The organism is Haloactinomyces albus (assembly GCF_031458135.1).
Taxonomy (GTDB): domain Bacteria; phylum Actinomycetota; class Actinomycetes; order Mycobacteriales; family Pseudonocardiaceae; genus Haloactinomyces; species Haloactinomyces albus.
This window is the reverse complement of the sequence record NZ_JAVDXW010000001.1, coordinates 1,454,915-1,479,862: the sequence shown is the minus strand read 5'-3', so window position 1 is coordinate 1,479,862 and position 24,948 is coordinate 1,454,915. Positions and strand designations below refer to the sequence as shown.

19 protein-coding genes and 1 riboswitch are annotated in these 24,948 nt (G+C 66.9%); of the genes, 5 read left to right on the top strand and 14 right to left on the bottom strand.

Annotation, left to right across the window (positions count from 1 at the left end; translation table 11 throughout):
- Window positions 1–4 precede the first annotated feature (4 nt).
- Together JOF55_RS06920 and JOF55_RS06915 are read left to right on the top strand one after the other, a co-directional pair.
- Window positions 5–1,237: an ATP-grasp domain-containing protein gene (locus JOF55_RS06920; protein ID WP_310271300.1), complete on the top strand. Its 1,233-nt coding sequence runs from the start codon at window positions 5–7 to the stop codon at window positions 1,235–1,237.
- 683 nt (window positions 1,238–1,920) lie between these two features.
- Window positions 1,921–3,135 carry a helix-turn-helix domain-containing protein gene (locus JOF55_RS06915; RefSeq protein WP_310271297.1) on the top strand — a complete coding sequence of 405 codons (1,215 nt, stop codon included), beginning with the start codon at window positions 1,921–1,923 and terminating at the stop codon, window positions 3,133–3,135.
- A 139-nt stretch (window positions 3,136–3,274) separates the two neighbouring features.
- On the opposite strand, the gene JOF55_RS06910 is transcribed toward JOF55_RS06915, so the two are convergent.
- From JOF55_RS06910 to JOF55_RS06875, 8 genes are all read right to left on the bottom strand, one after another.
- Entirely contained in the window at window positions 3,275–7,012 is a 3,738-nt protein-coding gene (locus JOF55_RS06910; RefSeq protein WP_310271294.1) for a multifunctional oxoglutarate decarboxylase/oxoglutarate dehydrogenase thiamine pyrophosphate-binding subunit/dihydrolipoyllysine-residue succinyltransferase subunit, read from the bottom strand.
- A gap of 345 nt (window positions 7,013–7,357) precedes the next feature.
- Window positions 7,358–11,347 carry an ABC transporter ATP-binding protein gene (locus JOF55_RS06905; protein ID WP_310271293.1) on the bottom strand — a complete coding sequence of 1,330 codons (3,990 nt, stop codon included), beginning with the start codon at window positions 11,345–11,347 and terminating at the stop codon, window positions 7,358–7,360.
- Window positions 11,348–11,452: 105 nt separating this feature from the next.
- Window positions 11,453–12,244, bottom strand: coding sequence for an ESX secretion-associated protein EspG (locus JOF55_RS06900; RefSeq protein WP_310271291.1), 792 nt, complete (start codon window positions 12,242–12,244; stop codon window positions 11,453–11,455).
- Window positions 12,244–13,752, bottom strand: a complete 1,509-nt coding sequence (locus tag JOF55_RS06895) for a hypothetical protein (RefSeq protein WP_310271288.1) — start codon at window positions 13,750–13,752, stop codon at window positions 12,244–12,246. Before JOF55_RS06895 ends, JOF55_RS06900 begins: the two co-directional genes overlap by 1 nt.
- Window positions 13,753–13,770: 18 nt before the next feature.
- A complete protein-coding gene (locus tag JOF55_RS06890) occupies window positions 13,771–14,271 on the bottom strand; it encodes a DUF3558 family protein (protein ID WP_310271285.1) in 501 nt (166 codons plus the stop codon).
- Between the two features lie 62 nt (window positions 14,272–14,333).
- A complete protein-coding gene (locus JOF55_RS06885; protein ID WP_310271282.1) occupies window positions 14,334–14,729 on the bottom strand; it encodes a hypothetical protein in 396 nt (131 codons plus the stop codon).
- A 152-nt stretch (window positions 14,730–14,881) separates the two neighbouring features.
- Window positions 14,882–15,088, bottom strand: a complete 207-nt coding sequence (locus JOF55_RS06880; RefSeq protein ID WP_310271279.1) for a DUF397 domain-containing protein — start codon at window positions 15,086–15,088, stop codon at window positions 14,882–14,884.
- An 18-nt stretch (window positions 15,089–15,106) separates the two neighbouring features.
- The gene (locus tag JOF55_RS06875; protein WP_310271277.1) at window positions 15,107–15,970 is read right to left on the bottom strand and encodes a helix-turn-helix domain-containing protein; all 864 of its coding nucleotides are present in this window, start codon (window positions 15,968–15,970) and stop codon (window positions 15,107–15,109) included.
- Window positions 15,971–16,073: 103 nt separating this feature from the next.
- On the opposite strand from JOF55_RS06875, the gene JOF55_RS06870 reads away from it, so the two are divergent.
- Window positions 16,074–16,409, top strand: coding sequence for a hypothetical protein (locus tag JOF55_RS06870; RefSeq protein ID WP_310271275.1), 336 nt, complete (start codon window positions 16,074–16,076; stop codon window positions 16,407–16,409).
- Between the two features lie 41 nt (window positions 16,410–16,450).
- Window positions 16,451–16,735 (top strand): HC3 family zinc finger protein, encoded by a 285-nt coding sequence (locus JOF55_RS06865; RefSeq protein WP_310271272.1) that lies wholly within the window; start codon window positions 16,451–16,453, stop codon window positions 16,733–16,735.
- A 243-nt stretch (window positions 16,736–16,978) separates the two neighbouring features.
- Here JOF55_RS06865 and JOF55_RS06860 read toward each other — a convergent pair whose 3' ends face one another.
- The 3 genes from JOF55_RS06860 to JOF55_RS06850 form a co-directional block, all read right to left on the bottom strand.
- Entirely contained in the window at window positions 16,979–17,368 is a 390-nt protein-coding gene (locus JOF55_RS06860) for a VOC family protein (RefSeq protein WP_310271269.1), read from the bottom strand.
- Between the two features lie 185 nt (window positions 17,369–17,553).
- Window positions 17,554–18,402, bottom strand: coding sequence for an ABC transporter permease (locus JOF55_RS06855; RefSeq protein WP_310271267.1), 849 nt, complete (start codon window positions 18,400–18,402; stop codon window positions 17,554–17,556).
- Window positions 18,402–19,514 carry an ATP-binding cassette domain-containing protein gene (locus tag JOF55_RS06850; protein ID WP_310271263.1) on the bottom strand — a complete coding sequence of 371 codons (1,113 nt, stop codon included), beginning with the start codon at window positions 19,512–19,514 and terminating at the stop codon, window positions 18,402–18,404. Before JOF55_RS06850 ends, JOF55_RS06855 begins: the two co-directional genes overlap by 1 nt.
- A gap of 322 nt (window positions 19,515–19,836) precedes the next feature.
- On the opposite strand from JOF55_RS06850, the gene JOF55_RS06845 reads away from it, so the two are divergent.
- Window positions 19,837–21,078 carry an alpha-amylase family glycosyl hydrolase gene (locus JOF55_RS06845; protein ID WP_310271259.1) on the top strand — a complete coding sequence of 414 codons (1,242 nt, stop codon included), beginning with the start codon at window positions 19,837–19,839 and terminating at the stop codon, window positions 21,076–21,078.
- Here the strand turns inward: JOF55_RS06845 and JOF55_RS06840 are convergent.
- The 3 genes from JOF55_RS06840 to JOF55_RS06830 form a co-directional block, all read right to left on the bottom strand.
- On the bottom strand, window positions 21,032–21,397 hold the full coding sequence (locus tag JOF55_RS06840) for a hypothetical protein (RefSeq protein WP_310271255.1): 366 nt from the start codon (window positions 21,395–21,397) through the stop codon (window positions 21,032–21,034). The genes JOF55_RS06845 and JOF55_RS06840 overlap by 47 nt on opposite strands.
- A 439-nt stretch (window positions 21,398–21,836) precedes the next feature.
- Window positions 21,837–22,952 (bottom strand): alanine dehydrogenase, encoded by a 1,116-nt coding sequence (gene ald / locus JOF55_RS06835; RefSeq protein ID WP_310271254.1) that lies wholly within the window; start codon window positions 22,950–22,952, stop codon window positions 21,837–21,839.
- Window positions 22,953–23,070: 118 nt separating this feature from the next.
- Window positions 23,071–24,660 (bottom strand): PucR family transcriptional regulator, encoded by a 1,590-nt coding sequence (locus JOF55_RS06830; RefSeq protein WP_310271252.1) that lies wholly within the window; start codon window positions 24,658–24,660, stop codon window positions 23,071–23,073.
- Between the two features lie 88 nt (window positions 24,661–24,748).
- A riboswitch (glycine riboswitch) is annotated at window positions 24,749–24,872 on the top strand.
- Window positions 24,873–24,948 lie beyond the last annotated feature (76 nt).

Here is a 24,948-nt window from a genome sequence, read left to right as displayed (position 1 = left end):
CAGCATGTCAGTAGAGCGAGTCCTGATTATCGGCGGCCGGATCGAGAACGTCCACAAGGCGAAAGAGCGCGGCCTGGGCGTCGTGTATCTCCAGCAACCTGACAAGTTCACACCGGAGCACGCCGCCTTGGTGGATGCTGCGCTGCTGGTCGACTTCACCGACTGGTCGGTCGTCAAACCGTTGGTCACCGCAGCGCACGAAAGCTACGGTTTCACACGCGTGGTCACCACCGGGGAGGCCGGAGTGGAGACGGCGGCGCGTATCAACGAGTTGCTGAACCTGGGTGGCCTCTCGCATCGAAGCGCTCGGTTGCTGCGGGACAAGCTGAGTATGCGCGAGCACCTGAGCAGAGTGGGATCCGCCGCTGTCCCCGCCGCCGAGGTGACGGATCGGGCGGACCTGGAGGTGTTCGCGGAGGAGCATGGTTACCCGTTGATCGTGAAGCCTGTCGACGGCATCGCGAGTCTGGGCGTGCAGCTGGTCGGTGATGCGGAGGAAATCGGCGCGAGCTGGGAGAATATTTCCCGGATGAGGGGGTCCGCCCACCGGTCGGCGAAGTCCTTCCCGCTGGATCGATTTGTTGTCGAGCCCTACATCGACGGTCGTGAGTACAGTGTCGAGGCGTTTACCTTCGCAGGGCGGCACGTGATCGTGGCCATCACCGAGAAACTCACGAACAGCAATTTCGTCGAGTTGGGACACGTGATTCCCGCAAGGATCGATACGGATACCGAGCAGGTCATCGAGGCGGCGGCTCTGGAATTCCTCGATGCAGTTGGTGTGATGCACGGTCCCACCCACACCGAATTACGGCTCGCTGCCGACGGGCCTCGGGTGATCGAGTCCCATGGCCGTCCCGGGGGCGGCCGTATCCGGGACTTGATAGAGGCGGCATATGGCTTTGACATCGAGGCCTATACGGTTGCCTGGCCCAGCAGCGACCTTCCGGATCTCGAGGAGCGGCCGAACCTGCTGCGGGCTGCAGCCACCCTGTTCTTGAGCGGAGAGCCCGGTGTTGTCACCGGGATCGAGGGAACCGATGCCGCACGTGAATTGGACGGAGTGCTGGACGTCGAAGTCGGCGTCTCCATCGGGGAGGAGGTCCGAGCGCTCAACTCGAGCTGGGATCGAGTGGGGCAAGTGATCGCCGTGGGCGAGGACGCGGACACCGCGCTCGCGATCTGCCGGAGGTCGTGTGGTGAAATTCTCATCACCACGGAGGAGTCGGGATCGTGAACGCCGTCGGGCAACGTCGGCGGTGACACGCCGCGGCGGTTCGCAGGGTTGCATCCCGGGTTGGTCGGAGCCCGTGGGCTGGGGGACATGATGGAGCTCATGGCTGCGCCGAACGGATACCCCCGGAGGCGAAGCAATCGGCCGTGCGGATGGTGCGGACGGCTCGCTCCGGCCGATTGGCCGCGGTTTCCTCGTCGACTGCACTCCCTCCGCTCTCCTGACTTGGTGGCCCTGTCCCGAGACTCGCCGAGGCGCCTCAGGAGCCTCGCCGACCGGGTGCTCGCCCAGCAATGAACACGCCTGGTTCACAAAATCGTCATAATCTGTCAACTTTTTCGGAGTTGCAGAAGTGGACGCTGCTTCTTCGGCATGTCTACCCCCGTTTGGGGTAGCTGCTGCTGCTCCGTCCAATGCTGTGCCCGCACCGTTATGGGCTACTATGCAAGGGTCGGGAGGAGTAGCATCGTGCGTACTGCCAAGCTGGTCATCGGCGGACCCTTCTTCCGGTTGCCTTCGGCGTCTCCGCTCACACCGTTTTGGTCTCCCGGGGCGCTGAGTGGTCACGGCTCGGATCGCTCCGAAATGATGCCCTGCTTAGGTGGTCGTCAATCTTCGGGACATCCTTTGCGGGATTGGTAGGGAAGCGACTTGGGGTAGCGGAGTAAACACGCAGAGGTAAAAAGTTGCTCGAGCAGCCAGAATTCGGTCGACGTCTCCGTCAACTGAGAAAACAACAGGGCAGGTCACAGGTTGAGCTGACAGGTCCCGGGATGTCCGCCACTTACCTGTCGCGTCTGGAGTCCGGCAACCGCCAGCCGACGGTGCGTGCAGCGGCGTATCTGGCCGAGCGGCTCGGTGTCACGGTGGAGAGCTTCGGGGGGCAGCCCCAAGACAGCCTCACGGATACCATCACCAATGTTGTTGCACTCTCGGAGAGCGAGCTGGACGCCGAAGCTGCTGACCGGCTGGCCGACGTCCTGGCCGGCGCCACCGATGTGGACCAGATGACACGATGGTACGCATGGGCCCAGCTTGTGCGTATCCACGAGGTTCTCGATGATTCCGCTGCTGAGCGCGACGCTCTCATTCAGTTGAATGCACTGAGCGACGAATTGGACCGTCCCCTCCTCCGGGCTCGTGCCCGAATCCGGATGGCCCAGTGTGCGCGTAAACTGGGCGACGCGCGAGAGGTCCGTCGTGCGGTGTGCGAGATGCTCGCCATCAGGGAGCAGTACGCCCTGCAGCTTCCCGCTTCCGATCTCATTCGCAGCAAACTCGCCCTGGTGTTCGCCGAGGTGGAACTGGGCGACCTCGCCGAAGCCGCCCGCCTCAACGAGGAAGTTTGTGGCTCGCTGGAGAGCACCAAGGGTGACCTCGCGGCGGAGACCTTCCGGACAGCGGCCATGGTGAGTAGTCGACAGGGCAACTATTCCCGTGCTTTCGCTTTCGTGCTCGAAGCCCTGGAGGCCATAGACAGTCGGGACGACCTCATGCTCTGGATTCGCCTGCGCTTGGACGCTGCTTCCTTGTCGATGCAAGCCAGGCCACTTCGCCTGGTGGAGGCTCAGTCCTTTTTGGAAAGCGTCGAGCCTCTTCTGAAGGTCACGGGAACACCTCACCAGGAGCAGGAGCTCACCTTCCTGCAAGCCAAGCTCGCCTTCCACCATGGTCAACTGGAATGTGCGGCCGAAGTGGTCGCCGAGGTGGAGAAGGGGGTCGAACTGCTCTCCTACCGGGATCGGATCCGCTTCAAGGTCCTTCGTTGCCTCCTCGCGATATGGTCCGGTGATCAGGGCGCCGGTGACCGGCTCAAGGAAATCGCTGCTCAGATCCAGATGGAGAATATGCCCGACCTGGCGGCCGAGGTCTGGCGCGCGGTCGCTGAGAGTGCTCTGTGACAGTACTCGGATCGTGCGCAGCGATCGATGATGTGGTGGCCGGGGATCAACGCCGGGCCGATGCGGCACGAGCCCACGGGCTCGACGTGTTGTGAGCGGGCGGTGGGTGCACGGTCGGGACCGTGCACCCACCGGTGCGTCAGTCCTCGAAGGCGCCCTGCACGACCTCGGCCTGCTCGACCTCGTGGACCTTGGCCAGGCCCGTGGCCGGGGCGGCCATCTGCCTGCGGGACACCCGCCTGATGCCGGAGAAGCGTGCGTCCAGCTCGGGCAGCGCCAGCCCCAGGAACGGCCAGGCACCCTGGTTGGCGGGCTCCTCTTGGACCCACCGGATGTCGGTGGCGTTGGGGTAGCGATCCAGCAGCCTGCCGAGCTTGCGGTGCGGCAGCGGGTAGAGCTGCTCCAGCCGCACCACGGCGGTGTCGGTCTGCTCCCGCCTGGCCTTCTCGGAGGCCAGCTCGTAGTAGAGCTTGCCGGTACACAGCACCAGCTTGCGCACCGATTCCGGATCCGGCTGGGACGGGTCGTCGATCACCGAGGAGAACTTGCCGGACGTGAAGTGCTCGACCGGGCTGGTCGCATCCTTCAGGCGCAGCATCGACTTCGGCGTGAACACGATCAGCGGCCGGTCGATGCCGTCCAGGGCGTGCCTGCGCAGCAGGTGGAAGTAGTTCGCCGGGGTGGACGGCATCGCCACCGTCATGGAGCCCTCGGCGCACAGTTGCAGCCACCGCTCGATACGGGCCGACGAGTGGTCCGGCCCCTGGCCCTCGTGGCCGTGCGGCAGCAGCAGCACCACGTCCGAGCGCTGCCCCCACTTGGCCTCACCCGAGGAGATGAACTCGTCGATGACCGGCTGCGCGCCGTTGAAGAAGTCGCCGAACTGCGCCTCCCAGAGCACCAGTGCATCGGGGCTGGCCACCGAGTAGCCGTACTCGAAGCCCACTGCGGCGAACTCGGACAGCGACGAGTCGTAGGGCAGGAACTTCGCCTGGTTCCCGGCGAGGTTCTGCAGCGGCGTGTACTCGGAGCCGGTCTTGCGGTCGATGACCACCGAGTGCCGTTGCCCGAACGTGCCGCGCCGGGTGTCCTGACCGGTCAGCCGGACCGGGTGGCCCGCCACCGCCAGGGACCCGAGTGCCAGCAGCTCACCGAAGGCCCAGTCGATGCCGCCTTCCCGGCCCATCTTGGCGCGCCGTTCCAGCACGGGCTTGACCCGCGAGTGGGGGGTGAAACCCTCCGGCAGGTTGACGTGCGCGTCGGCGATGTGCTGGACCATCTCCTCGGAGATCTTGGTTTCCAGCTTGGCCGGGATCTGCTGCTCGGACTCCACCGAGGGGCTCGGTTCGGGCGGGTGCTTCTCCAGCTCCCGAACCTCGTTGAACACGTGCTCGAGCTGGTTGGCGTAGTCCTTGAGCGCGCTCTCGGCTTCCTCGACGGAAATGTCACCGCGGCCGATCAGCGACTCGGTGTAGGTCTTGCGCACGCTGCGCATCTTGTCGATCGCGTCGTACATGGCGGGCTGGGTCATCGACGGATCGTCGCCCTCGTTGTGGCCGCGACGCCGGTAGCACACCATGTCGATGACGACGTCCTTGTTGAACACCCGCCGGTATTCCACCGCCAGTTTGGCCACCCACACGCAGGCCTCGGGGTCGTCGCCGTTGACGTGGAACACCGGTGAGCCGGTCATCTTCGCCACGTCGGTGGAGTACTTGCTGGAACGTCCGTGCTCCGGGCCGGTGGTGTAGCCGACCTGGTTGTTCACGATCACGTGCACGGTGCCGCCGGTGCGGTAGCCGCGCAGCTGCGACATGTTCAGCGTCTCGGCCACCACGCCCTGCCCGGCGAAGGCGGCATCGCCGTGCAGCAGCACCGGCAGGACGGTGAAGCCCTCCTGGCCCTTGTCCAGGATGTCCTGCTTGGCGCGGACGATGCCCTCCAGGACGGGGTCCACCGCCTCCAGATGCGAGGGGTTGGAGGTCAGCGACACCTTGGTCTCGCCGTCACCGAACATCCGGAAGTACTTGCCCTCGGCACCCAGGTGGTACTTGACGTCGCCGGAGCCGTGCGCCTGCCCGGGATCGAGGTTGCCCTCGAACTCGCGGAAGATCTGCGAGATCGGCTTGTCGACGATATTGGCCAGCACGTTGAGCCTGCCCCGGTGGGGCATGCCGATGACGACCTCGTCGAGCTCGGCCTCGGCCGAGGAGTCCAGCACCGCGTCCAGCAGCGCGACCACCGTCTCCGCGCCTTCCAGCGAGAACCGCTTCTGCCCGACGTACTTCGTCTGCAGGAACGTCTCGAAGGCCTCGGCGGCGTTGAGCTTGGACAGGATGTACTTCTGCTCGGACGGTTCCGGCTTGGCGTGTGGTTTCTCGACCCGCTTCTGCAGCCACTCCCGCTCGTCGGGCTCGAGGATGTGCATGTACTCGACGCCGACCGTGCGGCAGTAGGAGTCGCGCAGCACCCCGAGCACGTCGCGCAGCTTCATGCGCTCCTGGCCGGCGAAGCCGCCGACGGGAAACTCCCGGTCCAGATCCCACAGCGTGAGGCTGTGCGACAGGACGTCGAGGTCCTCGTGGCGCCGCTGCCGGTAGTTGAGCGGGTCGATGTCGGCCATCAGGTGGCCGCGGGTGCGGTAGGCGTCGATGAGCTCCAGCACCCGCGCGGTCTTGTCCACCGCGCCTTCGGGGATGTCCTGGCTCCAGCGCACCGGCTCGTACGGGATGCGCAGCGAGGCGAAGATGTCGTCGTAGAACTTGTGCTCGCCGAGCAGCAGTTCGTGCACCTTGCGCAGGAACTCGCCGGATTCCGCGCCCTGGATGACCCGGTGGTCGTAGGTGGAGGTCAGCGTGACGATCTTGCTGATCCCCATGTCGATGAGCGTCTTCTCGCTGGCGCCCTGGAACTCGGCGGGGTAGTCCATCGCGCCGACGCCGATGATCGCGCTCTGGCCCGCGGTGAGCCGGGGCACCGAGTGATTCGTCCCGGCGGGGCCGGGATTGGTCAGCGAGATCGTCGTCCCGGCGAAGTCCTCCGCGGTCAGCTTGTTGTTCCGCGCCTTGCGGATGATGTCCTCGTAGGCGTGCCAGAACTGCTGGAAGGTCATCTCCTCGCAGCCCTTGATGGAGGCCACGACGAGATTGCGGGAGCCGTCCTTGCCCGGCATGTCGATGGCCAGGCCGAGGTTGACGTGCTCCGGAGTGACCACGGCGGGCTTGCCCTTGGCATCCTCACCGTAGTGGCGGTTCATGTTCGGAAAGTCCCGTAGCGCCTGGATCAGCGCGTAGCCGATCAGGTGCGTGAAGGAGATCTTGCCGCCCTTGTGCCGCTTCAGGTGATTGTTGATGACGATGCGGTTGTCGAACAGCAGCTTCGCCGGGACGGCGCGCACGCTGGTCGCGGTCGGCACCGTCAGCGACTGCTCCATGTTCTTGGCGATCGCTGCGGCCGGGCCGCGCAATGTCTTGCTCTCCTCACCCGCCTTCTCTTCTTTGACAGGGGTGGCCTTGGCGGCTTCCTGGGGGGAGGGCTTGGAAGTCTGCGGTGGTTCGGCCTGCTTCTGCTTGTCGGCCGACCCGGCACTCGCCGGGGTGGTCGGGGTGCTCGTGGTCCCTGCGCCGGTGTTGCCCGAACGGACCTGACCGTTGCTCTCGGCGGTACGGGAGGCGGTGGTTGCGGTGGTCGGAGCTGTGGCAGCGCTCGAGGCCGCGGTAGCGGAGGTTTCGGTGGCTGCCTGGCCCGGCTTGTAGTCGGCGAAGAATTCGTGCCACGCCGAGTCTACCGAGGAGGGGTCGTTGAGGAACTGGTCGTACATTTCCTCGATCAACCACTCATTGGGGCCGAACTGTGACGCAGGGCTGCTGCTGGACACGGCTGGCGTTCGCCTCGATCCATCTGCTCGTGGTTTACAAACACTCGGCTACCAGGCTAACGGTTCACCTCAGGCAGTTGGCAGCTAGTGCGACTGCCGGACGGAAGAGGTAGGTCACAAAACCGATCCAGGAGCCCGGCTGATCCCGGCATTGCACCCATTCGGTTGCTGCGGCCGAATGCGGAGTCAGGTATCATGTTTGCGCTGTTCAGCTGCGAAAGCCTGCGGAAGTTCCTTCGGCCATGGCGCTGCGGCAACGACTGTGATCTTCCGCTGATTCGTTCTTCTCCCGCATCGTGGTCGTTTTCCGTCCGATGAGTGGGATAAATGTGCGGGATTGCGGGGTTACTGCGCCGCACTCACCGCCTCACTCGCCGGCTCCCGACTCTCCCGGGATGCCATGTCGCCCGCCGACCACAGGCGTTCGTAATGACCTCCGGAGGCCAGCAACTCGGAGTGGGTGCCTTGCTCCACGATTCGCCCCGCGTCCAGGACGACGATCCGGTCGGCACGGGAGGCGGTGGCCAGCCGGTGGGCCACCACGAAGGTCGTCCGATGTGCCGAGAGCCGGTCACCGGCGGCCACCACCATCGACTCCGTCGCCGGGTCCAGCGCGGCCGTGGCCTCGTCGAGCAGCAGCAGTCCGGGATCGACGAGCTCGGCACGGGCCAGTGCGACAAGTTGCCGCTGGCCCGCGGACAGGCCGTTGCCGCGCTCACCCGCCTGCTGCCGGAACCCGTGCGGCAGCATCGAGATCCCCGGCAGCGCCCCGACACGGCGTGCGGCGCCCTCGACCTCGGCCGGGGTGGCGTCGGGACGCCCGTAGGCGATGTTGGCTGCGATGTCGCGGGCGAAGAGATGGCCTTCCTGCGGAACCACCGCCAGATGACGGTGGTAGGCGGAGAGCTCGTAATCGCGCACATCCACCCCGTCGACCAGCACCGCCCCCTGTGTGGCGTCGTAGAACCGCGCGAGGAGTTTGACCAGGGTGGATTTGCCCGCGCCCGTCGCACCCACCAGCGCCACCGTCTCGCCCGGCCGCACCCGCAGGTCGATATCGCTCAGCGCGGGCCGTTCGGTGCCGGGGTAGTGGAACGACACCGACCGCAGTTCGACCTCTCCGCTGAGCCGCTCGGGCACCGCGACCGCATCGCGGGGTTCGGGCACCGAGGTCGAGGTGCGCAGCAGGCCGCCGATGCGCCGCAGGCCCACCTTCGCCTGCTGGTAGGCGTCGAACACCCCGGACAGCTGTTGTACGGGTGTGAAGAACAGACCGAGATAGAGCAGAAAGGCGACGAGGACACCGGCGGTCAGGTCACCGGAGGCGACCCGGTAGGCACCGACGCCGAGTACGGCGGCCTGCGCCACCTCCGACAGCAGCGTCACGAACGGGAAGTAGGTCGCGATGTAGCGCTGCGCGCGCAGTCGCGAGCGCCGGTAGGCGTCGCTGCGCTGGGCGAATACTCGCGCGGAGTGGCGTTCGCGGCGATGCGCCTGCGCGATTCGCAGACCGGAGACGTTTTCCTGCATATCGGCGTTGACGGTGCTCACACGTTCCCGTGCCTCGGTGTAGGCGGTGGCCGAGACCCTGCGGAACACGACGGTGGCCGCCAACAGCGGTGGCAGTACGGCCAGGGCCACCAGTGCCAGCGAAAGATCGGTGACCAGCAGTGCCACGGTGATACCGAGGATGGTCAACGCGCTGACGACTGCCGTGGCCAGGCCGGTTTGCAGAAACGACGACAGCGCATCGACGTCGGTGGTCATCCGGGTCATGATGCGGCCGGCGAGTTCCCGCTCGTAGTAGTCGAGCCCGAGCCGTTGCAGGTGCGCGAAGCTGCGCAGGCGCAGCAGGTACAGCAGACTTTCGCCGGTACGGGCGGTCACGGTCGTCTGCCAGCGCACTGCCAGCCAGCCGAGGGCGACCACCAGAGCACCGACGGCGGTCACCGTCCACAGCACCGTGGTGTTGCCCGAGCTGACGCCGCCGTCCACACCCCAGCGCACCAGGGACGGCAGGGCGACCGAGGACAGGGCGTCTCCGGCGACCAGCAGGATCGTCAGTGCCAGCCCCCAGCGGATCGGCCGGAACAGCCTGCGCAACCGGAATTCGGGGTCCGGGGCGGTCGGATTCTCGGCGCCCAGGTTCGGTGTGGCGGTGGCGGCTGGGAGCTTGCGGATTCCCTCCAGCAGTTCGTGGCTCGGCGGAACCGCGCCCGCCCCGGCCGAGCCGCCACCGGCGGGACGCATGCCGCGCGGTGCCGCGGCGGTCTGGGCCGCTGAGGTCTGCGTCGTGGAGATCTGTGTCGCCGAGGTCGGGGGCGTCGTGGTCGGGTCCGGAGGTGTTGTTTCCTCCTCCGAACCCTCCGGCCACAGCTCGGGCGTGGTGCCGGTCGACACCGCGGTGTGCCGGGAACGGGGAGCATCGATCGTCGCACCCGGTCCGCTCAGCAGCTCCCGGAACAGCGTGCACCGCTGTTCGAGCTGTTCCCGCGTGCCGATGTCGAGGACGCGTCCCTCGTCGAGCACCGCGATGCGGTCGGCCAGGGCCAGCGTCGAACGGCGATGGGCCACGAGCAGGGTCGTGCGTTGGGCGGTCACCGAACTCAGCGTGTCGTGGATGGCCGCCTCGGTGGTGGGATCGACCGCCGAGGTCGCATCGTCGAGCACGAGGATCCGTGGGTCGGACAGCAGCGCCCGTGCCAGCGCGATGCGTTGCCGCTGGCCACCGGACAGGGTGAGGCCCCGCTCGCCGACGAGTGTGTCGTAGCCGTCCGGCAGCGCGGTGACGAAGTCGTGGGCCTCGGCGGCGCTGGCCGCGGCCACGATCTCCTCGTCGGGGGCCTCCGGACGGCCGTAGGCGATGTTGCCGCGGATGGTGTCGGAGAACAGGAAAGCCTCCTCGAACACGACACCCACGCAGGAACGCAGCGAATCCATGCGCACTCGGCGGATATCGTGCGCGGGAGACTCCCGGCCGACCTCGGCTGTATCGCCGGCGGTCGTATTGCCACCGGCCGTATCGCTATCGGCCGTATCGCTATCGGCCGTATCGCTATCGGCCGTATCGTCGGCGGTCGCATCGCCATCATCGGCACCGCCGTCGGCCCCGATCCGGATACTGCCCCCGTGCACGTCGTAGAAGCGGGGCAGCAGCAGCGACACGGTCGATTTCCCCGAGCCCGCGGGACCGACCAGGGCGACCGTCTCACCCGGTCGGACCTGCAGCGAGGTTCCGCGCAGCACGGGCTGGTCGCGGGTGTAACCGAAATGAACATCGTCGAGTTCGACACGCAGCGGCCCGTCCGGCAGAGCCACCGCGTCCGGCGCATCGACCACCTCGGGCTGGGAGTCGATCAGATCGTGGATGCGCTCCACCCCCGCCCGCGCGAGCTGCGACTGGATCACCAGACTCGACAGCATCCGCGCAGGTCCGGCGAGCATGGCCACGTATCCGGAGAACGCCACGAACGTGCCGAGACTGACCCGGCCCTGCAGGGCCAGCCACCCGCCCAGACCGAGGACACCGACCTGTCCGGCGGCGGGCAGCGCCGCGAGACTCGCCGCGGGCAGCGCGGTCATCCGCGCGGCACGCAGCCGGTCGGCGAACAGCCGGCGAGCTCTCGAGCGCAACTGTTCGACTTCCCGGGACTCCTGCCCGAAGCCCTTCACCACGCGCACGCCGGTCACGGTCTCCTCGACGTGCTGGGCGATATCGGCGGCGCTCTGCTGCGCTGCCCAGGTGGCGGGAAACAGTGTCCTCTTGCTGCGCGCCGAGATCACGGCGATCAACGGCGCCACGATCAGGGCGATCACGGTCAGCAGCGGCGACAGCCACAGCATGACCACGATGGCGACCAGAGCCAGCACGATCGTTCCGGCCGCCATCGGCAGCATCGCCAGCAGGCTGTACACCAACTGCAGGTCACTGATGGTTCGGGAGACGACCTGCCCGGTGCGCAGGGCGTCCTGCTTGCCGCCGTCGAAACGCTGCACCGCGCCGAAGACCGCGCGCCGGAGATCGTGCTGGACGCCGACGGCGAGCCTGCCCGCCATGTAGCGGCGCAGGAACGCCGCGCCGAAACGGAACAGACCCAGCCCGAGCATCGCGGCCACGATCCAGCCCAGTCGTGCCGTGCTTCCGGCGACGGCGCCGTCGATCGCGGCCTTGCTCAGCAGTGGGATGAGGGCTTCGGCTCCGACCGCCGAGACCGCGGCGACCATCGCCAGGATGACGGCGGCGGGATGCCGCCAACATGCGGCGGCGAGTCGGCGTAGCCAGCCGCCGGAGGTGGTACCGGGATCATCGGAACCGGGGGTATCGGAGTCGGACACCCCGCCAGGCTATGTCGCCACGGCGACACGGTGCTCTCCGGTGAATGCGTCATTGTGGCGGTGTGACTGCCGAAACGACGCATTCACCTCGGCCGGTGCCGCTTGTCACCGGCCCTGGAAGGCCCCGAGCTGCTCGCCGAGGTAGGTGGCGAGACGTGGCTTGTCGGCTCCGGCGAACGTGTTCCAGTCCTCGCCGTCGTTGTTGCGGCGAGTGGTGACGCTGTAGCGCCCCTGCTCGGTGTCGCGCCACCCGATGGCGGGCAGCCGCACCGGCTTGCCCTGGCCATCGCGTCCGGTGACGAAGAAATAGCCGACCCGCCGCACCGGCAGCGCCATGATCCGCTGCACCTTGCGCATCTCCGCGCCCCCGGACTGGCGGGTCGCGGTGGCCTGCGCCGCACCCGACCAGGCGCCGCCGGCATTGCCACCGGAACCACCGGCCTGCTGCCCCTGGGACGTGGCGATGGTCCCCGAGTCCAGGCGCCCCGCCGGAACGTCGGAGAGCAGCTCGGTGCAGATCCGCGCGAGCCCGCGCGGATCGACGGGCTCGAATCGGATCCGCTGCTGTTCCTGGATCGCCTGCACCCCGGCGCGCCCGGAGACCGCGATGCGCGCGCGGAGCACCTCGTCGGTGGCCACCTCCACGGCCGTGACCGCGACATCGATGTCCGAGGCGTGCAGCAGCCCCAGCGCTTGGTGTACCTCGGGGTCGACCTCATCGCGGTCGGCGAGACCGCGGCTGCGCAGCTCGTTCCACACTTGGGTACGCATCCGCGCGCGCTCGTCGAGGGTGGCGCCGCCGTGCGCGATCTCGAACGGGAACCGGCGCAGGTCGACCCGCAGGTCCTCGGCGAGAATGTCGGCGGCCTGGAGCGGGAGGGCGAACGATCTCGGCATCAGTGGCCGCCGTCTTCGTCGGGCAGGGCTCCGAGGACCGGCGGTGCCACGCGGGGGAGGCCGAGTTCGTCACCGAGGTCGTCGTTGTCGAGCACGTACTTGCGCTCGTGCTCCTCCTCGTCACCGCCCTGCTGGTTCTGCCCACCCATGGCGCCCATCGGCATCCGGCCGCCGCGCGCCGAGGAGGAACTCGACGTGGTGCCGGCTGCGGGTGTCCCCGAGGTCGGCGAACCGGGCAGGGCACTGCCGGAGCGCCCTCCCGGCGCCATCGGGGTGCCGGGAGCCGAACCGCGTGGGCCGAATCCGCCGCCCGGGCGGCCACCGCCGGCGACACCGCCGCCTGCGCGACCGCCACCCGGTACCTGCTGCCCCGGCGGTACCGGTGCCCACCGGCCGTTGTGCGGGTTCTGCCGCATCCACTGGCCGGTGCGCGGATCCTGGCGGTAGACCGTGCCGTCCGGACCGCGTACCGCTCCCGGCGGGAGTGACGATCCGGGTTTCGCCCAGGACGGGGACGTGCCTGCCGGGGCCTGCGTACCCGAACCGGCGGGGGAGAGCGGGGGAGTGGAGCCACCGCCACTGGCGGGTGGGGCCACGCTCGGTGCTGCGGCCGAGGCCGAATACGTCGAGGCCGCACTGCCGCCGGAACCGGCGGGAGAGGTGAAGCCGCCCACCGGTGCGGTGCCACCCGATGAGCCGCCGGATCCTCCGTCGTCACCCGGGGGCGGGGGCGGAGGTGCGAACTTCGGAGTGCTCGCCGCGGCCGTGCCGAAGTCGCTTTCCATCGTGGACACGACCTGGGCGGCTTCCGCGTGGGCGACTCGGGCTTTCTCCTGCTTTTCCGCCAGGGCGTTGGCCTGCTGCTGAGCGGCGACCGGATCCGGATTCTGCGCGTTGTTCTTCAGCTCGGTGGCGGTGTCGACCTCGACCTCTTCGGGCATCGCATTGCGAGCCCGTTCACCGGCCTCGGCCTGCATCCCGAGCTGATTGGCGGTCAACTGCGCGGCCTCGCCGGTGCGGCCCATCCCGTCGGAGACTGCGGTGACATGGGTGCGCATGGCGTCTCCGGCCGTGCCTTTCCAGGACTCCTCCGTCTTCATGGCGGCCTGACGAATCCGGCCGGAGAACTCGACCAGGTCGTTGCCGACCCTGCCGTAATACCGCCCCACATCGTGCACTGCCACCGGATCGAAGTTCTCGCGCACGAATCGGGCCAGTTCCTTGTGCGAATAGGACAGGTAATGCGTTGCCCCCAGGGCGGAAGGCTTGTCCCACAGCTGGTGGCCCTCGGACAGAGTTTTCGCCTGCTGCTGCCCGTACTCGGCGGCGACCTGAGCAGCATGCGTCTTCGCCTCGGCCCGTTGAGCCCTGGCTGCCGCGTTATTCGCATGGGCGGCATCCGATACCGCCTTTTGGTGCGCCTCGACACCGCCGGCATCCACATAGGCCTGCCGTTCACGGTTGGCGATGTACTCGTACTTGCCGTACTCCGGCTTCGCCGAAGTCATGCCGTCCCCCTCGGTTTCTCAGTTGTCGAAAATAGTGGCCTCGACCATCGGCGCGGCCTTCTTGACCAGCTTGCAGGCCGTGTCAGGTGACGCGGAAACGTCTACTGTGCTTCGGACTAGCATCGACGTGGCATCCGAGATCGCAAAGGCGAGTGAACACTGGCGTTCATTTGGGCGGACTAGTAGAGCATCGTGCCCCTGGAACGTGGTCTGGGTTTTTTCGTCTCCGGAGAAGTTGATCTCACCTAGAGCCATGTCCTTGTACACGGAGACTCCCAGGATGTGCTCGCCGAGTTTCCAGCCGCAGGTGGAGTCGTCGAACTCGTTGATGGTGCCCGGCCCGTTCAATCCGAGCTTGGTGGCTTGCTCGGTGGTGAAGACCTCGCAGGGTTTTACTCCGGCCAAGGGCTGGCTGTTCGACGCGCCGGGTTCCGAGGTTGCCGTCTGTCGCGCGGTGTTGACCGTGTCCTCTGTGTTCCCGGCGGAACCTCCACAGGCTGAGAGGGTCAACGAAACCATCGCGAGCACTACCGTAGTGGCTGAGCGCCGCACATTCCTCTGCACCTTGACCGTCCTCACTCTTACGTCCGGTTGCCGAAGCCGGCGGCGTTGCCTTCGTCGGTTTCCTGGTACAGGGCGATCCCTCTCTTGATGGCCTCGATCACCTGTGGTACCTGTTTGCTCGACTGAAGAATCGCGTCCTCGAACGAGTCTTCGCCGCCTGCGGCGACCTGCTGGTTGAATTCCGCGATGGCTTGGCCAGCGGGACTGTCCCCCAGCGGAGTCCGATTTTTGACGACCTGTATGTCGTTCAATCTGGCATCCAGGTAGTCGGCGTATTCCTGGAAGATGGTGATGAGTTCGTCGCCGGCTTCGGGGGTGACTTGGAACTGGCCTTTGTTGGCCGAGGTGATGATGTCCTGCATCGCGTTGTTGGTGGCGGACATGCTGCTTGCCACCTGTTGCGGGTCCGTCATGACGGGTTCGGCTTCCCCCAGTCGTTCGCGTACGCGCGCGTGCGCCCTCCAGCGTTCACACTGTACTGATCATGACACGGAGGGTCAACGCACGAAGTGAAATAGCTTCACAACAGTGCGAGACAGCATGGGCGTCTCATCGTGACCGGGTATCAGTGCCGGTCGAAGGTGCCCTGCTTGAGGTCGGCGAGGAAGTTGCTCCACCTGTCGGGTAACACTGCGAGCATGCCGCCCTCGCGGTCCTTGGTGTCCCGCACGGCAACCGCCGCAGGCGCGAATCCCACTTCGACGCAGGTGCCGTTGCCGCCGCTGTAGCTGGACTTACGCCATACCGCATTCTCCGGAATCAGGGATACCACGGTTGCTCCTCGCTACAGCTATGTTTCTAGCATCTGCTTGAGCAGCGCACTCGATTGATGAGGACTGAGTGCGACGCGCTGCAAGCTCTCAGCTGCCATGATATACGAACTGACCTGTTCGGGATCTTGCGCGTACACGGCTCCATCATGCAGCTCTGCGTAACCGATGGAGCGAACCGTTTCGAAGTCCAGCACGATGAACTGGCCGGTGTAAGCGGAATGCAGGCCGTCTTCCGGGCGCACGACCTGGATGGTGATGTTGGGCTGCTCCGCCATGTTGGGCTGCTCCGCCATGGTGAGCAGGTGCTCCAGTTGCGCACGTTGTACCTCGGGGCCGTCCACTCGGAGCCGTAGTGCGGCTTCGGCGATGACCGCGTGCAGGTGCAGCGGGCGCTCCGGATCGGTGAGCCTCCGAGTACGCGCCATTCGGAATCCGACGAACCGTTCACCGTGATCCTGGCGTACCCGTGGCGTGTTGGCTGTGGTCGCGCGAGCGTAGTCCTCGGTTTGTAGCAGGCCGGGAATGATGATCGGTTCGAAGACGAACTCGCGCTCGGCGAGTCCTTCGAGCCCGACGAAGGTCTTCAGCCAGTCGGGAACGACCTGTGCCCATGGTCCCCACCACGTCGCCTGGTCCGCCCGGCCGGTCAGGTTGGTCAGCCGGTCGACGTCGTGCTGTTCGGCTCCGTAGGACTTGAGCAGTCGGGCCATGTCCTCGGGATCCTGGTGCTGCCGGCCGGTTTCCATATGGCCGATCTTGGCCTTGGACATTCCGGTCTGGTCGCTGGCCACTGCCAACGACACGCCCGCCTCGTTGCGGTATCGGGCGAGTTCCACGCCGATCAGCCACCGCAGTGGCGAAGGATCACTTCGTACGGCCACCTGCCACCTCCTGTCGCCACTTCATCGTCTCCTATCGCTTTTCTCTTGAGATTCACCCGATTGATGAATGACTCATGATACGTCTAACGATACGCTCAACATCATGATCGAACGTGCTGACGATCAGCCGGCGAGAAGGGCGGGTGTGGGGATGGTGTGGTTTCGGTATCGGGCCGGGGTGGTCGAGGACGCCGAACGGTTGGTGCATGTTGCCGATTTGCCGATCAGCCCCAGCTACCTGGTCTCGCCGTGTGGGCGGCAGTTCGACCGTTGCGATCTCGACGAGGCCGACGATCCGGCGCGGTTTCCGCCCGTGGGCGGGCAGGCGCGGGCCGAGCCGTGCGCGGTGTGCGTGATGCGGGTGCTGCTGCAGCAGCCGGAGCGGTCCCGTCCGGGTCACCGCAGCCCGGAGCAGTCCGGTGACCAGGAACAACAGTGACCCGACTCGGGAAATGCGAGGCAAGGACAGAGGTGGAGGACATGACCTGTGGCGGTTTCCAGTGGGAGGGACCGGTGGTGTGGTGGCGCCCGGTGGACGGGTACCGGCACGCGTTGCCTCCCGAGGAGCGTCCGGCGGCGGGACAGCAGCGGGAGACGGTGTGCGGTGAGTCGGTCACGCTGACCGAGCCCGCTGCTGTGGACTGGCTGATGCCCACCTGCGATGCGTGTATGGCCGAGGCGTGCGCGCGCCGGGACGCCCGCGCCGAGCGTGCCCGTGCCGAACGCGGTCGCGCTGAACGCGACCGCGCCGCGCGCGAGAGATGAACGGAACTTTCGTCGCACCTATCGAGCTGTCGAGACGAAAGTTCCGTTCACTCTCCGCCAAGCCACGGCCAAGCACGGTCGGGCACGCCGCCGAGCGCGCCGCTCGGCTTCGGTGCCGAATGGTCCGAGGGAGGCCAGCACGGCCTTCTCCCAGGAGAGGGCGACCAGGAGCCCCGGTTGGGGACCACGAGCACGGTAACGGGGGCATCGGCCTCTCGGTTCCGCCTCGCCTGCATGGCCTCGTCAGGTGGCCGTGTCGGCGCCGTACGGCTGAGTGATGGCCTCGAGGTAGTGGCCGGACGGGTCGTGAAAGTAGATTCCACGGCCACCGTGATTGGTGTTGTACTGCCGGGGGAGTTTCCCCTGCGGGTCGGCCGAGTACTCGATGCCTGCGGCCCGGATCCGGGCGTAGATGTTGTCGAAGTCGTCCTCGGTCACGAGGAAAGCGTAGTGCTGCGGTGGGAATTCGATCCCCGGCTCGGCGAATTGGAGGAGGACACCGCCGTCGAGACGGACGACGAGGAAGAATCCACCGGGCTCCGCAGGCGGGAGATCGAATATCTCGGTGAAGAAAGACGCCGACTGCTGCTTGTCGCGCGCGGCGATGATCGTGTGATTGAACAGGATGGTCATCGAAGACCTCTCGAAACCCCGACGCCTCCATGCCTGACGCTGCCCGCCACCGACACGCGACGCCGAATTGATCTTGTCACGATGGAGGTGGCCTGTGCAATACCATCGGTGAACGCCTCGTTCCGGCTGTTCCCACAGCTGGAACGAGGCGTTCACCCGGGGAGGTCGGGTCCCGGTGACCTCCCTCAGGTGATGTCGCGCCTGCGGCTCACCAGCCAACCTCCGACCACGAAGGCAGCGGCGTATCCGATGAAGGTGAGCATGCTCAGCCACCACGGATGGCCGTAGGTGCCGCCGAAGAAGAAGTGCAGTATCTGGAACGCCTCCACCGGCACGAGCGGCTCGGACTGGCCGGCCACGGTGGAGATGAAGATCGGAACCGCGAGATTGCCGACGATTCCGTTGCCCGCAGCGCCCGGCAGGTAGGCGACGAACCCGGCGGCCGTGGTGCTGAACAGCATGCTCGAGAGGATGAACTCGATCACGAACTTGTAGAGCACCAGGGCGAGCACCACCACGATCGAGTTCGTCACCAGCGCCCCGAAGCCCACGCCGAGCAGCGTCCACAGCACCATCGCGAGCAGGCCGGCAGCGCCCACGGTGAACCAGTCGAGGGGGTTGCCGAAACCGTCGAAGCCTGCCCCGAGCAGTCCGCCGAGAGTGGCGGAGAACACGTTGACCAGGCCGTAGCCCAATCCGATGCCCGTGTGGGCGATGAGCTTGGCACCGAGGACGGCACCGCGCGGGTTGCCGGTGAGGTAAGTCGTGCTGATGGTCTTGTTGCGGTGCTCACCCGCGATGGCCAGGGCGCCGAAGAGCGCTGCGAAGATCGTGCTGTAGTTCGTGGACATCGACACGGTGAGCAGACCGGTCGGCAGCGGTTGCCCCGTGGCTTCCTGCAGCGACTCGATCGAGCCGAAGGCGGTGCCGAGCCAGCCCGCCCCGAAGCTGAGCACGGCCACCGGGATGAGCAGTGCCCACCACAGGTTGACCGTGAAAATCTTGCGGAATTCCGACTTGACCAGCCCGGTCATCAGAAGCCACCTCCGAAACCGCCGCTTCCACCCCGTTGTTGATGGTCCTGTTGCGGTGGTCCTCCCGGTGGTGGCTGATATCCGGGCTGCTGATACTCGGGCTGCTGGTAGCCGACTTGCTGGTAGGGCGATGGTGCGAAGCCTGCACTCTGCGGCCCCCACTGTGCCGGGCCACCCGCCCAGGCGGAGCCCGCGTGGGGCGCGCCCCCGGTGTATTGCCCATGGGTGAGCTGGAAGAACAGTTGCTCGAGGTCGACCCGTTCATCCTGCATGCCGTAGAGCGCGACTCCCGCCTGCAAGGCGAGGTCGGCGACCGTGCGGGAGTCCGAGTCGAGCACCGCCAGTCGCCCATCCGGCAGATGCTCCACGGCGAGACCGCTCTGCTGCAGTGCGGTGACCAGTGTGTTCGGGTCGGCGGCCTGCACCAGGACCCGGGAGCGCTGGGCGGAGCGCAGGTGTTCGAGGTTGCCGTTGTAGACGCATTGTCCCCGGCTGACGATCACGACGTGGTCGACCGTGTGCTCCATTTCGCGCAGCAGGTGACTGGAAACCAGCACGGTACGGCCGGTGGCGGCGAACGATTTGAGGAAACCGCGGAGCCATGCGATCCCCTCGGGATCGAGCCCATTGGACGGCTCGTCGAGGACCAGCACCTGCGGGTCTCCGAGCAGGGCGGTGGCCAGGGCGAGTCGTTGACGCATGCCGAGTGAGAAACCAGCCGCCCTGCGGGTGGCGGCACTGCCCAGACCGACGAGTTCCAGCACCTGATCGGCCTGCTGGTCCGGCACGTTCATGGCAGCGGCATAGCTGCGTAGGTGATTGCGTGCGGTGCGGCCGGGATGGAAACCCTGCGAGTCCAGTACGGCGCCGACCACGGTGGCCGGGTTCGGTAGTTGCGCGAAGGGCAGCCCGCCGATGGTCGCCGTTCCGGCGCTCGGTTCGATGAGCCCCAGGATCATCCGCAGGGTCGTGGTCTTACCGGATCCGTTGGGCCCCAGGAACCCGGTTACGACTCCCGGCTCCACCGCGAAATGAAGGTTCTGGACCGCATTGATCGGGCCGAAGTTCTTGCTGAGGCCCTGCACCAGGATCCGGCCACTGCCGTCGTGCACGCGCTCCTCCAGGGTGACAGGGTATGTCGCACGGCGTGGCCTCGGCGGAATCATCGCCGGGGTCCTACATGCCGGATACATCCATCCTGCCTCATCGCGAGCGCATGGATGGCAGGAGTGCCGACATCGCTCCGGATGCATCGCTCCGGGACATGGCGCGGACTCGCGCGGGGAACCTTCGATCGTCACCTTCGGGTTCCGGTCCTGCCTCCTGAACCAGGGCCGTACCGAGGGGATACACCGCCGAGCAGAGCTAATTCACCACATCGTGTTAGGTGCGAACATCCTGCAGCCGGGTGTGCGGGTGCCAAAATGTGGCGACGTGTGGGATCTCACGGGTTCGCAACGGAGATACGCCGGAGATCGGCCATGGTGGCATCGTGCGGTCAACTATCGCGTGGACGTTCGCTCGTTCCGCGATTCGGACGGCGATGGAATCGGGGACCTCGAGGGAGTCCGCAGCAAGCTGGAATACCTGGATCAGCTGGGTATCGACGCTCTCTGGCTGACCGGGATCCTCGCCGGGCCGATCTCCGAGCCGAGCCGGGACTGCGACGTCGATCCGATGCTCGGGGACCTCGGCTCTTACGACAAGCTGATCGCCGAGGCCCACGGGCGTGGAATCAGCATATTGATGGATCTCGCCGCCGAGCGTTCCGGCATCGACCAGCCCGGGTTCGGCGGCGAACTCGCCCGGGCCCTGCGGTTCTGGATCGGTCGCGGGGTCGACGGGTTCCGAGTGGGTGTTTCGCCCGGCATGACACGACCTGCCGACGAGGCCGTGAGCGGCATGCTCGGGACCATGCGCTCCGTACTCGCCGAGCACCCGAGGTGCCTGATCGGCGCGTTCGTCGATGAACGCTTCCCGAGGATACCGGGGCTCGGCAGGCTGGACCTGGGAACCGATGTCCGCTTCGGCTCGGTGAGCTTCGATGCCGCGGCGGTCCGCAATGTCATCGACGGCATCCTGGCCGATTTCGCTTCGGTCGACACGTATCCGGTGTGGGTGCTCGCGGGCTGGGATCGGCCGCGTCCGGCCGGGCAACACGGTGAGGGTCGCACGGGTCTCGCGCGTGCACGTGCGATGGCGCTGGTCCAATTGGCACTGCCCGGGATCGCCGGTTTGGACAACGGCGACGAACTCGGACTCGCGGAGACGAACACGTCCGATCGGATCGGCAGTCAGCCTGCCCGTGGCCCCATGCCCTGGATGGGGGCCGACGCGACGTTCGGATTCACCGACGCCCCGTACACACCGGCCATCCCGCAGGATTGGCAACACCTGACCGTCGAAGCCCAGACGAACGATCCCACTTCCACGTTGTCTCTGCACCGTGCGGCACTCGCCCTGCGCCGTACGCATCACGCTTTCCGTGGCAGCACCATCGAATGGTACGGCGCACCAGCCGGTTGCCTTGCCTTTCGACGCGGCAGCACCGGGCTCGTCTGCGCTCTCAACACCTCACGGCAACTGGTGCCGCTGCCTCCGGGTGAGGTCCTGCTGTCCAGCGGTCCCCTCACGGGAAACCGGGTCCCTCCCGATACCGCTGTTTGGCTCGCTTGACCGAGTGGTCGGCCTGGTTGCCGATCAGCTGCTGGTGCGCCGTGGTCCACACCGAACAGGGCCATCGGCGGGATCGCAGGGAGCCGGGACAGACACGGCAGCGGCCGTGCTCGTTCGGCTGGTGCTCGTCCAGCAGGGCTCGCAAGCTCTCCGTGAGTCGATACAGCTCACTGCGCGCCAGCGGCAGCAAGGTATCGGCTTCGCCTTCCCGGGCCACCTCGTCCAGCCTGTCGAGCTGATCGAGAACCGCTTCCCGCCGTTCCCGGTCCCATCGCGTCGGGTCCGTTCCGTCCGGCTCCGGTGCTCTCGTGTCCGTCACGTCGTCTCCCAGCGTCATCGAGCGGTGATCGTCGCCGGTGTTGTGGGATACGGAGGCTCGGTGCCGGACGCTCAGGCGGAGTCGGAAGCAGTGCAGGTCGGACGCAAGGTGCCCGGCCCGGTTCCGGTACCACTCGTCCGATATCGGCTTGTGCGTATGCGGACTTCAGCGAGAGAACGCAGAAGCACTCGTTCGGGTGAGGAAACGGAGGGGTGGGGGGAAGCCGGTCGGCTCCCGGTGAGCGGAATTTTTGCGCCACCGCGCGTCGGGACTTCGGCAAAGAAGCAAACGTGTCCTACACTGAGGGGTGGCGGCCCGCTCCCGGTGACCCCCAGGCCGGTTGAGCAGGCCGCCCCTACTTGTCCGGAACCCGTTCGGGTTCCCGCCTGCGTTCCTCCCGGCGGTGGCGCCTGTCCCGGAAAACCGCTGGCTACCGCTTTTAGTTTAGGACCTTGTCGAGGTTTGTGCTCGGTAGATTGTGTGCTTCGGCGACAGGTGCGTTGAGGAGAGTGCCGTGGTGGGTGTTGAGGCCGTGGGCCAGGGCGGTGTCGTCGCGGCAGGCTTGCTGCCAGCCTCGCTCGGCGATGCGCAGGGCGTAGGGCAGGGTGACGTTGCCCAGGGCGTGGGTGGCGGTGCTGGGAACGGCGCCGGGCATGTTGGCCACGCAGTAGAACAGCGAGTCGTGGACTCGGTAGGTGGGGTTGTCGTGGGTGGTGGGTTTCGAGTCGGCGAAGCAACCGCCCTGGTCGATGGCGATGTCGACGAGAACGCTGCCCGGTTTCATCTGTGCGACGAGGTCGTGGGAGACCAGCTTGGGTGCCTTGGCTCCGGGGATGAGTACCGCGCCGATGACGAGGTCGGCGGCGCGCACGGCCTGGTCGACGGTGTAGCGGTTGGAGGCCACGGTGCTCAGGTGCCCGTGGTGCTCGCGGTCGATGGTGCGCAGCTTGTCGACGTCGGTGTCGAGCAGCTCCACGTCGGCGCCCATGCCCTGGGCGATGCGGGCGGCATTGAGGCCGGCCACGCCACCACCGATGACCACCACGCGGGCCGGGTGCACGCCGGGGACGCCGCCGGGTAGCACGCCGCGGCCGCCGTGGGGACGCATCAGTGCGGAGGCGCCGGCTTGGGGGGCGATGCGGCCGGCGATTTCGCTCATCGGCGCCAGCAGCGGCAGGTTGCCGGTCGCGGTCTGCACGGTCTCGTAGGCGATGCCGGTGGTGCCCGAGTCCAGCAGAGCGTGGGTGAGCTCGGTCGAGGCGGCCAGGTGCAGGTAGGTGAACAGCACCTGGTCGCGGCGCAGGCGGGGGTATTCTTCGGCGAGGGGTTCTTTGACCTTGAGGACCAGTCGGCCTTCGGCCCAGACCTCCTCGGCGGTGGGCAGGATCTTGGCGCCTGCGGCGAGGTAGTCCTCGTCGGGAATCGACGAGCCGATGCCTGCCCGGGACTCGACGAAGACCTCGTGACCGCGACTGGTGAACTCGTGCACGCCCGCCGGGGTCAGCGCGACCCGGTACTCGTTGTTTTTGATCTCGCGGGGAACGGCGATCTTCACGAAAACGCATCCTTTCCTTCGGGTGCGCACCACGATCCACCGATGCCCGGCAGCACGCATCATTGCCGGAGAACGAGACGACTCCGGGGTGCTTGTGCTCCCAGCACCAACCGATTGTTCACCGATGCCGGGCCCATTGCTCGGCGAGGAGCTGCACCAGCAGGGCCGAGCGCACCTCGGGGTCGTCCAGGTCCACGTCCACGAGCGTGTCCAGCCGCTTCATCCGGTACCGGAAGGTATTGGGATGAATACGCAGTTCCGCGCTCGCGGCACGCGGATCGCCCGGATGCCTCAGCCACGCGAGCAGTGTGGCCAGGTACTCCGTGCCCTGGTTGCGGTCGTGCTCGCGCAGTGGCGGAAGCGGGCCGAGAGTGCCGACTCCGGCGTCGGTGGCGGCGCCTGCCATTCGGTTGAGGACGAGCTGGTGCCACAGTTCCTCGTACACGGCGACGGGTTCGTGCGTCCGGCCGCTGCGCAAGAGCCCGAGGACCTCCTCGGCCTGCTGCCGGGAATGTGCCAGCTCCCCCAACCCGACCGCTCTGCCCACCGCGATCAGCATGCGGGGAGCGTCACCTGCGCGCCGATGGATGTGGCAGTCCAGGGATTCCCGCAGCGCGGTCCATCCACCGGAGCCACTGCGTTCGGGGACGAGCGCGTACAGCAGGCCCTCCGACTCGGTGACCAGCGGCCGTTTACCGATCCCCTTGGTGATCCACTCCCACATCGCCAGCCGGTGCCCCTCGGCGGAACCGTCCGCAGGGCGGATGTCGATGGCGACGACGCGATGTGCTTCATCGGTCAGCGCGAGCTCGTCCGCAGCCGCACGCCGACCGTCACCACCTTCCAGGAGAATCCGGACGAGCCCTGCCGATCGCCTGCGTTCGGAGTCGGCGATCGTTCGCCAGCGCAGCAGTTGCAGTGCCACCAGCGGGGCCGTGTCGGCGAAGGCCGTGGCGCGTTCCTCGGAGACCTCCTCGGGCACGACGGCCCACATCGATCCGAGGAGTTCCCCGCCCATCCGGATCGGCATGATCAACCGGGGCAGGGTGCCGTCCTGCTGGGCGGGGACGAAGATCGCAGATCCGCCCTTGGTGAGCTTGCGGAACGTCCCGCGCGCACGGAACTTCGCGAGCACCTCATCGGGCTGTTTGCGTCCCATGATCGTGGAGACTCTGGCCGGATCGGTGAGGTCCTGGCGTGCCGAGTAGGCCAGCACCTGCGAGTGCGCGTCCTCGATGGTCACCGGTGCGTCGACGACGTCGGCGACCGCGTCGGCGAGCCGGAACAGGTCCCCGAGGCCGGGATAGCCCATGTGAGTGTGGTCACCGCCGTCGGTGTCCTCGACGGCGGTGCCCGCCAACGCTGCGCGGATCAGCCATACGAGCTGTGCCCATGCCGTGCCGTCACGCACTTCGATGAGCGCGAGCCCGGCGCTCTCGGCTGTGCTGACCACCTCATCATCGGTGGCCATCGGCGCCTTGAGCAGCACCGCCGCCGCGCCCTGCGTACCGCAGTCCCGAATGAGCGCCACCGCTTGGGTGAGTTCGGTCACGGCAATGCCGAGCACGAGGTCGCCGTCGGCGACGGTGCGGGCCACGCCGGGTTCGGCGATCACGACATCGCCGACGCACTCGGTCGAATCGGGAGTTCCTACGATGCGCAGTAACGTCGGGCCGACCCGTTCGATCAGAGCCCGGACATCGATCATCCCCTGCCTCCTGGAGCACACCCGGGTTGGACGCTGCGGCGAGCCGGGTTATCGTTGCCGGACACAGCGACAATCGCATACCGGCCGTTGAAATCGGGCGGGAGAGCCCCTGCGGGCACGGAACAGGTCGACGGTGACCTCTCCGGTGAGCAGGGCGCCGAAGGAGCAAGACTCCCCGCAAACTCTCAGGCACCCATGACCGCCCGGCCGAGGCAACTCTGGAAAGCGCACGCCCCGTGCCGGGGCGCAGGCGCACCCACGGTGCAAGCCGCAAGCATGCGGCGAAGC

What these genes read in the sequence shown, in the direction of transcription:
- JOF55_RS06900 (WP_310271291.1), bottom strand. Translation starts at nt 12,244, where the DNA reads ATGCCGAGATCGTTCGCCCTCCCGCTCCAGGCCGCCGACATTCTCGCC.
- JOF55_RS06895 (WP_310271288.1), bottom strand. Translation starts at nt 13,752, where the DNA reads ATGACTTCGGCGAAGCCGGAGTACGGCAAGTACGAGTACATCGCCAAC.
- JOF55_RS06890 (WP_310271285.1), bottom strand. Translation starts at nt 14,271, where the DNA reads ATGGTTTCGTTGACCCTCTCAGCCTGTGGAGGTTCCGCCGGGAACACA.
- JOF55_RS06865 (WP_310271272.1), top strand. Translation starts at nt 16,451, where the DNA reads ATGACCTGTGGCGGTTTCCAGTGGGAGGGACCGGTGGTGTGGTGGCGC.
- JOF55_RS06830 (WP_310271252.1), bottom strand. Translation starts at nt 24,660, where the DNA reads ATGATCGATGTCCGGGCTCTGATCGAACGGGTCGGCCCGACGTTACTG.
- JOF55_RS06885 (WP_310271282.1), bottom strand. Translation starts at nt 14,729, where the DNA reads ATGACGGACCCGCAACAGGTGGCAAGCAGCATGTCCGCCACCAACAAC.
- JOF55_RS06920 (WP_310271300.1), top strand. Translation starts at nt 5, where the DNA reads ATGTCAGTAGAGCGAGTCCTGATTATCGGCGGCCGGATCGAGAACGTC.
- JOF55_RS06855 (WP_310271267.1), bottom strand. Translation starts at nt 18,402, where the DNA reads ATGACCGGGCTGGTCAAGTCGGAATTCCGCAAGATTTTCACGGTCAAC.
- JOF55_RS06870 (WP_310271275.1), top strand. Translation starts at nt 16,074, where the DNA reads ATGATCGAACGTGCTGACGATCAGCCGGCGAGAAGGGCGGGTGTGGGG.
- JOF55_RS06860 (WP_310271269.1), bottom strand. Translation starts at nt 17,368, where the DNA reads ATGACCATCCTGTTCAATCACACGATCATCGCCGCGCGCGACAAGCAG.